The 12,097-nt window shown below is 59.9% G+C and carries 12 protein-coding genes; 5 read left to right on the forward strand and 7 right to left on the reverse strand.

The features are described from left to right. Positions 1-60: 60 nt before the first annotated feature. A complete protein-coding gene (locus tag FHT77_RS29645) occupies positions 61-1,191 on the reverse strand; it encodes a calcium:proton antiporter (protein ID WP_183759064.1) in 1,131 nt (376 codons plus the stop codon). Positions 1,192-1,423: 232 nt separating this feature from the next. Here FHT77_RS29645 and FHT77_RS29650 point away from each other — a divergent pair, with 232 nt between their 5' ends. The 3 genes from FHT77_RS29650 (at position 1,424) to FHT77_RS29660 (ending at position 4,017) form a co-directional block, all read left to right on the forward strand. Beyond that, entirely contained in the window at positions 1,424-2,155 is a 732-nt protein-coding gene (locus tag FHT77_RS29650) for a hypothetical protein (RefSeq protein WP_183759065.1), read from the forward strand. Between the two features lie 278 nt (positions 2,156-2,433). Further along, positions 2,434-2,880, forward strand: coding sequence for an SRPBCC domain-containing protein (locus FHT77_RS29655; protein WP_183759066.1), 447 nt, complete (start codon positions 2,434-2,436; stop codon positions 2,878-2,880). Between the two features lie 84 nt (positions 2,881-2,964). Next, positions 2,965-4,017: an adenylate/guanylate cyclase domain-containing protein gene (locus FHT77_RS29660; RefSeq protein WP_183759067.1), complete on the forward strand. Its 1,053-nt coding sequence runs from the start codon at positions 2,965-2,967 to the stop codon at positions 4,015-4,017. A gap of 84 nt (positions 4,018-4,101) precedes the next feature. On the opposite strand, the gene FHT77_RS29665 is transcribed toward FHT77_RS29660, so the two are convergent. From FHT77_RS29665 to FHT77_RS29690, 6 genes are all read right to left on the reverse strand, one after another. Beyond that, complete coding sequence (locus FHT77_RS29665) at positions 4,102-4,539, reverse strand: GFA family protein (RefSeq protein ID WP_183759068.1); 438 nt, start codon at positions 4,537-4,539, stop codon at positions 4,102-4,104. A 112-nt stretch (positions 4,540-4,651) separates the two neighbouring features. Beyond that, positions 4,652-5,230: a sugar transferase gene (locus FHT77_RS29670; protein WP_183759069.1), complete on the reverse strand. Its 579-nt coding sequence runs from the start codon at positions 5,228-5,230 to the stop codon at positions 4,652-4,654. A 40-nt stretch (positions 5,231-5,270) separates the two neighbouring features. Next, positions 5,271-6,182 (reverse strand): NAD-dependent epimerase/dehydratase family protein, encoded by a 912-nt coding sequence (locus FHT77_RS29675; RefSeq protein WP_183759070.1) that lies wholly within the window; start codon positions 6,180-6,182, stop codon positions 5,271-5,273. 52 nt (positions 6,183-6,234) lie between these two features. Further along, complete coding sequence (locus FHT77_RS29680; protein ID WP_183759071.1) at positions 6,235-8,160, reverse strand: nucleoside-diphosphate sugar epimerase/dehydratase; 1,926 nt, start codon at positions 8,158-8,160, stop codon at positions 6,235-6,237. 5 nt (positions 8,161-8,165) lie between these two features. Beyond that, positions 8,166-9,530 (reverse strand): O-antigen ligase, encoded by a 1,365-nt coding sequence (locus tag FHT77_RS29685; RefSeq protein ID WP_183759072.1) that lies wholly within the window; start codon positions 9,528-9,530, stop codon positions 8,166-8,168. After that, entirely contained in the window at positions 9,527-10,306 is a 780-nt protein-coding gene (locus FHT77_RS29690) for a glycosyltransferase family 25 protein (RefSeq protein ID WP_183759073.1), read from the reverse strand. The genes FHT77_RS29685 and FHT77_RS29690 overlap by 4 nt, the downstream gene beginning before the upstream one ends. A gap of 440 nt (positions 10,307-10,746) precedes the next feature. On the opposite strand from FHT77_RS29690, the gene FHT77_RS29695 reads away from it, so the two are divergent. Continuing rightward, complete coding sequence (locus tag FHT77_RS29695; protein WP_183759074.1) at positions 10,747-11,520, forward strand: DeoR/GlpR family DNA-binding transcription regulator; 774 nt, start codon at positions 10,747-10,749, stop codon at positions 11,518-11,520. Between the two features lie 52 nt (positions 11,521-11,572). Continuing rightward, complete coding sequence (locus FHT77_RS29700; protein WP_183759075.1) at positions 11,573-12,031, forward strand: YbaK/EbsC family protein; 459 nt, start codon at positions 11,573-11,575, stop codon at positions 12,029-12,031. Positions 12,032-12,097 lie beyond the last annotated feature (66 nt).

Genomic DNA, 12,097 nt, shown 5'->3' on the forward strand with positions numbered 1-12,097 from the left:
GCCTTGGGTATCGATTTGGGATGAGCCGCGCAAGACATCCTGTCCGCGGGAAGCGTTACCTCAGGTTTCAAATATCAGCAGGAAATAGGCCACGAAAAGGACAAGGTGCACGGCCCCCTGCATCAGATGCGTGCGCCCGCTTGCGAAGGTGATGATGCTGAGTGCGAGCGTCAGGATGAGCATGACGGAATCCGTACGGTCCAGACCAAGCACGACAGGGTGCCCGGTCACGTGGCTGATCACCAGCATTGCCGGGACGGTCAATCCTATCGTCGAGAGCACGGACCCCAGGAAAATGTTGACGGATCGCTGCAGGTGATTGGCGACCGATGCCCTGACCGCGCTGATTGCCTCGGGTGTAGCGACGAGGATTGCCATGATCACCCCGCCCAATGCTGCGGGGGCATGCAGCGTCTCGATGAAGTAATCGATCGGCGCGGCAAGTTCCTCGACTAGGAAGACGACGAGTGCCATGTAGGCCACCAGCAGGATGACGGGAAGAAGCAGGCCTCGTTCTTTCGTTTCGACGCGCTCGGGGCGGGCTTCGCCGGTATCGTCGACAAAGAATTCTCTATGGCGTCCGGTCTGCAAGCTCAAAAACACGCTGTAGAGACCGACCGAAATAAAGGCGAGGACTGTCTGCTGGACGAAGGAGTAGGGCGGTCCGCTCGCCGAATGGGTGAAATTCGGCATGATCATGCTGAGCGTGGCCAGTGGCACGATGACACCGAGATAGGCATTGGCGCCCTGGAGGTTGTGATGCTGGTCATGGCGCCGCCAGCCGCCAACCAGCAGTGACAGTCCGACCATGCCGTTGAGGATGATCATCACGACGGCAAAAAGCGTGTCGCGCACCAGGGTCGGGTTGTTTTCGCCATGTTGCATCACCGCCGTGATCGCCATGACTTCGATGGATGTGATCGCAAGCGTCAGGATGAGGGTCCCGTAGGGCTCACCCAGGCGTTCTGCGAGATCGTCGGCATGGCGAACGACCGACAATGCGCAGCCGAGGACGACTGAAAACAGCCATGCAAAAATGATGAACAGCCACACGGGATTGGAAAGCAGAGCGAAGATCGATTGACCTGAAATCAGGAACACGACGCTCGTCAGAAGACCGAACGCAAGGAGCCGTTCACGGCGTATCGACGCCAGCCCTCTGCGTTGCTGCATGGCTGCTTCCCGATTCATCCTTCCGCCCTCGTTATGCCGGCAAGTATACGCCACAAGCCGACGGCTCCGTCCACTCCCATCGTTAGTGGAAATGGCGTAGCCGTGACCTTAAAGCCATGCGATCTCTCGACCGTCATCGTGGCTCGCGAGCGATTTTGCCAACGGGGAGGCTCAGTCGCTATCCCGTCTGGACAAATTTTTGCACTGCACTATGATCCGCGGACCAGCTGCAAACGCTTAGAGGTCCGGAATGGATGCCGCCAATGCGCTTGATGCCAGGACGCCCAATATTTCCGACAACCATTTACAGACACTCTTCGCGGCGATGGAACGCGACGGTTTTTGCTGCATTCCAGATTTCGTGGACGCAGCAAGCCTCTCGACCATGCAGGCTTTTGTGGCTTCGTCAGTAACCGGGTCAAAGCACGAATATGTCGCATTTCAAGGAAGCGAAGCAGTCAGGGGATCGGGACTGGATGAACTGGCACAGTCAGGCCGGTTTCAGTCGATCTTCAGACGTCTTTACGAGGCGAGCCGAGGAAGGCCGGCCCCTCCGGTCGAATTCCATCAGGTGTTGCGGTGCCTCACGGGAAAAGGCATGGCCGAGCACTCCCTCAATTTCCACTATGATTCCTATCTGATAACGGCGTTGATCCCGATCGTAATACCGACGGCAGGCAGGCCCGGCGATCTTTACATGGTCCCGAACAGGCGGCCCGCTCGCGCCAGCTATGTCGGCAACCTCCTCGACAAGATCCTGGTGGACAAGGTCCGCCAGAAGTCCCTGAGAGACCGTGCCGAGAAGGATCCGACGTCCTTCACGCGGATAAGGATGGTCCCCGGATCCCTTTATTTCTTCTGGGGCTATCGCAGCATCCATGCGAACGAGCCTTGCGATCCCGGAACAGTCAGGGCAACCGCGCTCTACCATTATTTCGATCCACATGCCGAAAGCGCGTTGAAGGCACGGCTCAGACATTGACCGCAATGATCAGCGCGTGGCGACCGCCGACAGTGACAGCGCTGTCACCGTACCCCGAGAGCTTGCGAGCCACGCCCCACGACGGTTCGACCAACACCGGCGGTGACCGGCGAGCGTTGTTTTTCGCTTCCGCCAGGGGCCGCATTGTGACGTCAAAATCGCTTGCCGGCGATCTTGTGAGCTTGTTGCGCTCGGCTGGCCTCCTATGTGCTTGATGAGAAGAGACATGTAGAGGTCACCGGGTTGCGCGGGCGGCCCTGGCCGAAACGGGAGGAACCATGCAGGAGCAGACAGTCGTTCACCGCGAGGCCCACATCCCGGCGCCGCCATCTGCCGTTTTTGCCTTGCTGACCGATCCTGAAAAAATCCTGCGATGGATGGGAACTGAGGCCAAGGTCGAACCACAACCGGGCGGGCTTTACCTCGTCAACGTCACCGGCTCTCGTTTCGCCAGGGGATCGTTTCGGGAGGTGATACCTGTACACCGGCTCGCCTACAGTTTCGGCTGGGATGGAAGCGAGATCGTGCCACCCGGCTCAAGTCTGGTGGAGATCGATCTGATCGAAAAGCCGGACGGGACGCTTTTGAAGTTGACCCATTCAGGGCTGCCCAACGCAGAGCAATGCGCCGGCCATTCGGAAGGCTGGGAGCACTATCTGGGACGGCTTGCAGAATGTGCAGCTGGGCGCACACTGGATCCGGATCCCTGGAGAGGCCGGGTTTGATGGCCGCAAACAGGAGGGCCGTCTACGCTAAATGTGGACCTTACCTCGGAGCGAACGATGGTCTCGCCATGACGGCATGAAGATATGGAGCTTTCACCCTCCCTCACATGGCTTCTCGATGAGGCTGGCTCTGCGCCAAGTCCCGAGTGGTTCCTCGCGGAACTGGGTCGCAGGCTTCTTCTCGATGGCATGCCGATTGCGGGTGGCGCACTGACCCTTGCTGCGCCACACCCGATCATCACGCGTCGCACCTGGCTCTGGCGTGCCGAAACGGGAGAGGTCATCGAGGCTCTCAGCTTTTCCAACACCTTGTTGGGGGAGGCCGACGGTCAGTGGCTTTTGGGACTGGGACCAGTTGAGGAAAGCATTGTCGGCAAACCTCCAGGCAACGCTACCCTTGGATGGGCGGGAGCCCGGCCGTTTGCCGACAGCGAGGGCCTCTGCCTGAAGGACGTGGCCCGGTTCGCCGCACCGTCCGTCGCTGCGTTGTCAGCGAGGGCAGGGCTGACGGCCCTTCTCGAAGCTTATCTTGGCCGCAGAAGTGCTGCGCGCGTACAGGCCGGAGCGATGACCCGTGGCGTCGGCGAAACGATACAGGCTGCCTTGCTGTGTGCGGATCTGCGCGACTTCACCGCTCTTTCCGAGGCAACAGAGCCTGCCGTGATGATCGCGATGCTCGACGCGTGGTTCGACCGGATTGCCGGTGCGGTGCATGCGTTTGGCGGCGAGGTGCTGAAATTCATGGGCGATGGTGTGCTCGCAATCTTTCCCGTTACCAGCACGCCGCGATCCGCGTGCGAAGCGGCACTGCGCGCTGTCTCCTCGGCCCGCGCCGGCATGGCTCACCTCGATTCCTTGCGTCAGGATAAGGGGGCACCAGCGCTTCCATTCGGAATTGCCGTGCATTTCGGGGAGATCCTTTGGGGCAATGTCGGCGCTGCGGATAGGCTCGATTTTACGGCGATCGGGCCAGCAGTGAACCTTGTCAGTCGACTTGAAGGACTATGCAAACCCTTGGGACACAGTGTCCTGGTTTCAGGAGCTGTGGCCGCCGAGGTGGTGATGCCCCTCGTCGCTGCCGGAGAGCACCAGCTACGGGGGATAGCCAAGCCCTGTGCGGTCTTCACGCTGGTCTAGGAATGAAGGGTCGGTGCGGGGCAAGGCACGACCGCGCCACGGGCTCAAGCGCAGAGCGGCCTTGGTCCTTCGCACGACCGGAAATCAGAACCAGACGTCGGCGACGGTACGGGCGTCCGGTGGGAGATCCTCGAAGCTGTGGAGCCCGTCGAACCTTTGCAGCCGGATTCCGGCAACATCATCGGGCTCGGCCAGGCGAAGGTTGACAGCGATCCTGGTGCGTCCATCGCCACCAGGCTGCAGCGCGCGCCAGCTCACGAGATTTCCGCAGCGACTGCAGAAGTTGAATGAGAGCGAGCGTGAACCGCAGGTATAGGCCGTCAGCGCTCCGGAAGTGTCTGCGACTGTAATTCCCTCACCGTCATAGTCGTATGCCCAAAGCACGCCATAGCGACGGCAGAGCGTGCAGTTGCAAATCGTGGCGTCAGGAATTGCACCACGGAATTCCCAGTGGACCGCTCCGCAGTGACACGACCCGCGGGTAGTCGGGCCCGATGCGAGGTTATCGGTGGGCGTTGCCATAGACGTTCTCCCGAGGGCTTGCCTCGAGATCTAACGCAGGTCGTTCAAAAAAATAGGGGCGCAAGCCTCGCTTGCACGTCGTCGGCTGCCTGTCGCTACGGCATCAACGCCTTCACTTGACGGCAGCGTCACCAGTTCCCCGGCCGAGAAGCGTGCCGACAACAAGAACGATGTCCTGCCAGAACCCGGCCTTCCTGATATAGCGGGCGTCGGCCTGCGCGAGTGCCTCTGGCGTCGACATGTCTATCCCTTGGAGCTGGGCGAGGCCGGTTATGCCGGGGCGCACGGAAAAGACGCGGTATTTGCGGCGCGCAGCAATGACCTCACCTTGGGTCGGCAGGCAAGGCCTCGGACCGACGAGGCTCATTTCGCCCTTGAGCACATTGATGAGCTGCGGCAATTCGTCAAGCTTGTAGGCCCTCAACCTTCTGCCGAGCGGCGTGATCCACGAAACCGGCGCGTCGTGGGAGCCGACATTAGGCGTCCCCGCCGCCATGGTCCGGAACTTGATGCATATAAATGGCATCTCATAGCGCCCCACGCGCTCCTGGCGAAAAAGCGCCCCGCCCGGAGATGATCGGCGCACAAGGATTACAAGAACCAGGAAGACCGGTGACAGGAGGATCAGTCCGAACGATGCCGCGCAAATATCGAACAGCCGCTTCAAGAGTCGGTTAAAGCCGTGGAGCATGAAAAATTGCATTCCCGTCAAAGTTGCTGACCCGAAACGCTTAGAAACAGCGCTTCAGCGCTTGCCCCATATCAAAAGGGGGCGTCCAATCCAAGAGCGTGCGCGTCGGCGTAATGTCAACTTCCAGCCAGTCGGTCAGGCGCGACAAGAGTTCCGTCTTGCCGGCAATCGCTGCCAGGCTCCGCAAGGCGAGCGTAGGACAAGGCAGCAGGCGTGCCGGGCATCCCGTTGCGGCAGCAAGGCGCCTGACAAGTTCCGGCGTCGAGACTGCCTCGTCGTCACCCGCCAGCAGGGTCTGTCCTGCGGCGGCCGGATGCAGCGCCGCTGTCAGGATGAGGTCGGACAGGTTTTCCACATAGACCATCGATCGGCGATTGCGGATCGACCCAAGGGGCAGGGGTATCCCGCTTTTGACGAGCTTGGTCAGGGCGCGAAAACTGCCACCAACGTCGCGGCCATAGACCAAAGGCGCACGGATGATGACGATCTCCATGCCCGACGAACCGGACAGCTCGATCAGGCTTCTTTCGGCCTCGAGCTTGGAGACCGCGTAGCCGCTCACCGGGTTCGGTACGTCATCCTGCCTGAAGGGATGGCCTTCAGCGGTTCGTTCGCCGTGGACCTTGATCGTGCTCAGAAAGACGAAGCGCCTGACGCCGGACGCGGCAGCCTGTCGGGCAAAATTGACGGTTCCCTCGACATTGACGGTCCGAAGGAGCGCGCGATCCTCCCCGGATCCGGCCACGACATTCTGGTTGGTGGAGGCAAGATGAATGACGATCTCGATGCCTGAGAGCGCTGCGCTCCAGTCGGTGGCGCCGTTGATATCGCCGACGGGGCTGTACCCATGCCGATTGGAACGGCTTGCCGCCCTGAAGGCAGTGCCGCGCGTGCACAATTCCTGTTGCAGATCCTGACCGACGAAACCGGTCGCACCGGTGACGAGCAGCATCGTCAGCTCCTGGCCGGGGGTCGGGTGGCGCCGAGATCGGCGCAGGATAGCGTCATGATGCCAATCCCTGGCGGAGCGACACCAGGTCGACGACGACATCGAACGGACGGTAGTCCTGGACGAGTTCGCTTAAGACCCGCCGCAAGCCGTCGGCATCTCCCTCCTCGGCGACCGAGCTCAATTGCTCCAGCTTCGGTGTCAGCGTCTTCCATGCGATGAAGCGCTCCCGCGCCCGCATGATCTTGGCGTGTGCCGTCGGCTGGGGATCGTCACCGATCAGCAGTTCCTCGTAGAGCTTTTCGCCCGGGCGCAGGCCGGTCGTCACAATGCTGATGTCGCCTGACGGATTCCGCTCATCCTGGAGGGTCAGGCCTGACAGTTCGACCATGCGCCTTGCGAGATCGATGATTTTGACCGGCTCGCCCATGTCGAGGACGAAGACATCGCCTCCCTTGGCCATTGTACCGGCCTGGATCACGAGTTCGGTCGCTTCCGGAATAGTCATGAAGAAGCGCGTGATCTCGGGATGCGTCAGGGTAATCGGCCCGCCTTGCCTGATCTGCTGGCGAAACAGCGGAACGACCGAACCGGATGATCCGAGCACATTGCCAAAGCGGACCATCGTCAGGATGGTCGACGCGCCCTCGGCTGCCAGTCCCTGGAGAGCCATCTCCGCAAGCCGTTTGGTGGCGCCCATGATGTTTGTCGGCCTGACAGCCTTGTCCGTGCTGATCAGGATAAATCGTTCGACACCTGCGTCGATCGCTGCCCTGGCAACCGTGACCGTGCCGAACACATTCGTCTTCACGCCCTCGACCGGGTTCTTCTCGACCAGCGGCACATGCTTGTAGGCTGCGGCGTGATAGACGATATCGGGCTTCCAGGTCGCCATGATCCTGCGAATGCGCTGTTCATCGGACACGCTGGCAAGAAGAGGCACGATCTGGACAGCGCCATCCGGATTCTCGTCCAGCAACTCGTTTTCGAGGGCGTAGAGACCATATTCGTTCTGGTCGAGAACGAGGAGCGTGGCTGGCTTCAGCCTAGCGAGACCCCGGCACAGCTCGCTGCCGATCGAACCTGCCGCACCCGTCACCAGAACCACCCGGCCGCGAATGTTTCGCTCCAGGAGAGCCGCATCCGGCTTGACCGGTGTTCGGCCGAGCAGATCCTCGATATCCAGTTCCTGCAGGTCGGTGAATTCCGCTTGGCCGCCCGCAAGCGCGTTCAGATCCGGAACTGTGCGCACGGCAACGCGGGCTCCGCGAAGTTTCTCGAGAATTTCATTGCGGCGTGAGCGATCGATCTTCGGAAGAGCAAGCAGGATCGTGCGGACGTTCAGCCGCGAGCTGAGCTCCACGATCTTCTCGGGATCATAGACCATCGCACCGCCGATCAGGCTGCCGTGCAGGCTCCTGTCGTCGTCGAGATAGCCGACGACCTTGAAATCGGCGCTGCCGCTGAGCGCGCCGGCAACTTGCCTGCCGCCGGATCCGGCACCATAGATCAGCATGTTCGTCTGCTTGTTCTGCCGCAGGATCCGCTTGTAGGCCTCGCTGAAGAAATAGCGTGCCATGAACCGGGTCAGGCCAATAGCCAGCAACAGCAGCAGTGGCTGCATGATCCCGATCGTGCGCGGTATCCCGGGAAAGCTGATGGCCGTGAACACGGCCATGAAGGCCAGGCCATAAATCGTGATCGCCTTGATGACAGTAATAAAGGCCGACCAGCCGAGAAAACGGAAGATCGCCCGGTAGAGACCCATTGTAATGAAGATCGGCAGGGCGATCACAAGCGATACGGGGATCGTCAGCAGTTGCAGGCCAGTAAGGGTCACCCAGTCGTTGAGACGAAAGCAGAAGGCAAGCCAGATCGTCAGGATGCACAGGCAGCAATCGACCAACACCGCCAATGCGCGCTTTGTTGGCCTGGGTAAGTCGAGAATGCTCTGGACGTATTTGTCGGAAACCGCCCGCATCCGATCTAGCCCCCGACCGGCTGCGGCATCGACGAGCCGCCAGAAAGCGAGGCCCCGTTACGTCGATCGGCAATGGAGGCCGAACGAAGCTTCATCGAGCAGGCAAAACATATGGCCCCGAAAAGCAGCGCGTAGGATTCTCCGATCGCAAGTCGGTTGTTGGAATTGCTGAGAATCGTGGTGGCAAAGTAGATCGCGAACGTCAGATGGCAGGCAAACGCGCTCCTGCTGACGATGCCGGCCGCGCAAGCCCGATAGACACGGTAAAGGCCTGAAAGGACGATCACCGCCAGAATGGCAAGACCAACGAAACCATAGCGGATGAGGATCTCGAGATATCCATTGTGCATTAGCGTGTAGGTGACACCGCGGTACGGCGTGGTCTGCCAGATCGCCAGCCAACCATTGCCGCTGCCGAAGACCGGTGCGACAGATATGACGTCGATCGCGTTGGCCCAGAGCTGCAGTCGCTCATCCAGGGATGGCGGCGTATCCGGGGAAGCGATCGCGTCCTGCATGACGTGTTCGACGGAAACGCCGCTTTCTACCCGACTGGCGATACCCATGACGGACTCGAACGTGGCGGCTCCGAAATGCGCGACATTGCCACGAACCTCATAGGCGCCCCATGATAATACCAGGAGCCCGGCGATCGCGGCCAGCAAGACGGTCTTGCGCCTGAGGTAGAACAATGTTGTACCAAGCATAAGCCCAAGGGCTGGAAGCAGGGCAACCCACACTCCCTTGGACTTGGCGCCATAGACGTTGAGGATCGCAAGTCCGATCACGGCCACGGCAATCGCCAAGACGATCGACTTGGTCCGCGCCGAGCTTCCGATTTCCCATTGGTGCAGGGCCCAGTAGAAGGCTCCGATGAAGAGAAAGCCACATCCGACCGCGCCGTGGATCGAATTATGGTGGAAGGCGGGTGAGATCCGCTCTCCGGAAAGCAGCATGGAGAAGGGTGTCGATATGATCAGCACGACCAGTACGGTGCAGAAGAATGCTAGGAGGATCGGCCTGACCAAGTGCCAGCTTGCATTGAGCGCCATGCCCATCGCGGGAAAGAAGATCGCGAAGGCGTAGAGCCACTCGGACGCGCCCTTTTCATGGTCAACGATCAACCCGAAGAGAAACCTTACCAACGCGAAAGCGCCCCAGGCGACGCAGAGGATCGCCAGCCAGTCGCCTGAATTGGCGCGGATGGGCGCCCTGCGATAGGCGAGGGTCAAGCCCAGGAGGAGAAGGGCAGCGTAGCGATAGAAATCACTTTCTATCACGGTCACCGACATCATTCCGAGCCAGAGAATGGCGAGAACGACGTCAAGGCCTGTCGACTTCACCTGGGTGACGGATATGGGCATTGTCATGATAGTGCATACCGTATTCGGCGCGCATACTCGAGCATACGAAGCAAATGCGTTCCGATCTTGCGGACGCCTCGCAACTTGACGGCACGGTATTCAGCCCTGTTGGCGATCTGGCTCACGGTGGAGCGCTCGGAGAGTTCAACGATATTGCGCCGGACGGTGTAGATGCTGACGCCTGTCTTCCATCCGCGCTCGAGGGTCATGTCGTAGGGAAATTCGATGTCGTTGGCGCTTCGGAGCAGCTTTCGGGCGCCTTCGCGCGTGACAAGATAGCAGGCGGCGGAGCCCTGCGGGCCGTGCAGGCAACGCCCGATTTCGTCTCCGTACTCGGAGACAGCGACGGTGCGGCACCATTTTGACCTGTGATTGAGCAACTTGACCACCTCGGCGGACGGAACAGCCTGCAGGATCGCCGCCGCCCTCTGTGTGAAATCCTGCCGCAGTTCCACGTCATCTTCCATGATGATGGCGTTTTCGTAGTCACTCGAAAGAAAAGCCTGCAGTGCCCTCATGTGGGCACGATAACAGCCATATTCGCCGGGAAGCATCTGCCGCCCGTTCCGGCGCAGGAACTTCTTCTCGTTGAAGCCGGATCTCTCCACGACAGGAATGGAGCGTCCATCGACGCCGGGGACGCGATCGATCTGAATGCCGGCCAAGGTTGCCTGCGACGACACTTCCGCCCACCGATCGGAGGAGCCGTCCATGTTAATCACGTACGCACCGATCGACCGTTGCAAACGCCTCTGTCCTGTTGCCGTAGTCAGTTCCAGCATCTATTCCGCGTCTTTTTTGGCATGATGCACGATTGACGTATTCCGCGTTTCCGGGAAACCGAGACTCATCATCGTGTCGTCTGCCGTTGATGGCGCCGATCCATAGTATTTCCGACCATTCTTATCTACAACACCTTCTGCGTGTGTGTCCACAATTGTGACGGATCGTGCTCTGGCCGGCGTGGCAGGGATCGAGGATACGTCGGCACCCGCGGCTGCAAGGCGCGCCGCAGTCTCTATCCTCGGATTGGCATGCCATTGCAAGCCCCGATACCATCGCCCTGTAAAGTTTTAGGGCCGCGCGATTAAACTGGCTTTTGTCCACATTGTCGGACCAGACATTTGCTGCTGTCTGTTTATCATCATCTGTCTTGCGCGCGTCTTCGCCTCTGCTAAGCATTCCATGTGAACCGAAAACGGAAACGAAAGAGACCGCACGCATGTTCCTGAGCGATCGACAAACGGAAATAGTCGGGATGGCAAGGTCGGATGGACGCGTGTTCGTGGAGGAGCTCGCGGCACATTTCTCGGTAACCCCGCAAACGATTCGAAAGGATCTCAACGATCTCTGTGACGCACAGATCCTAACCCGTGTCCACGGCGGCGCGACGTTTCCGAGTGGCACCGAGAACGTGAAGTACGAAGCGAGGCGCCAGATTGCAGCGTCGGAAAAACAAGCCATCGGTATTGCCGCGGCCGGGCTCATTCCCAACAACGCCTCGCTTTTCATCAACATCGGGACGACAACAGAGGCGGTTGGCGAAGCGCTGACCAACCACCAGGAACTGATGGTGATCACCAACAACATCAATGTTGCCAATCGGCTGCGACTGTTTCCGACCATCGAGGTCGTGATCGCTGGCGGTGTGGTGCGAGGGTCGGATGGCGGTATCGTTGGAGAGGCGGCGGTCGATTTCATCCGGCAATTCAAGGTTGACTATGCAGTCATCGGGACCTCGGCGATCGATGAGGACGGTGCCCTGCTTGACTACGACTTTCGCGAAGTGAAGGTCGCGCAGGCAATCATCGCCAATGCCCGCCACGTCATTCTTGTGGCTGATTCGACGAAATTCGAGCGCACGGCGCCGGTTCGAATCGCTCAGCTACCGCAGGTGCATACCTTCATCACCGATCGTTGCGTCACCCCCTCTATTCGGCGTCTCTGTCAGGAAAATAGCGTGAAATTGATCGAGACATCGGCAGCTGGTGCATAGAGACTGTCAAATCGGGGTTCATTTGCCGCAGATCCTGGGCTAGCCTCCCGTCATGAGTCTAGAAACCGTCCGCGCGTTTTTCAGCGCCCACGCTCCCGATATAGAAATCATCGAAACGGCCGAGAGTTCATCAACCGTGGCGCTGGCGGCCGAGGCGCATGGGGTCGATCCGGCGCAGATTGCCAAGACGATCTGCCTGCGGGTGGGTGAAGAGACGATGCTCGTTGTGGCCGGCGGCCTGTCGAGGCTTGACAACAGAAAGGTCAAGGACCGGTTCGGCGCCAAGGGCCGGATGCTCGGCCCGGATGAAGTCATGGATGTGACGAGCCATCCGGTCGGTGGGGTCTGCCCGTTCGGGCTCCCGACGAGATTGCCGGTCTACTGCGACATTTCACTCAGGCGATTTGACGTGGTCGTGCCGGCTGCAGGCTCAACCAATTCGGCCGTTCGAATTTCCACCGAACGCCTGGCAGACCTCACCGGCGCGACATGGGTGGATGTCTGCCAATAGACATTGAACCGGCCAAAAGCTTCAAACCGGCCGAGCAATCCCTATATATCCCCCTGACATCAGTTG

Origin of the sequence: Rhizobium sp. BK181, assembly GCF_014193305.1 — a bacterium.
Taxonomy (GTDB): Bacteria; Pseudomonadota; Alphaproteobacteria; order Rhizobiales; family Rhizobiaceae; genus Rhizobium.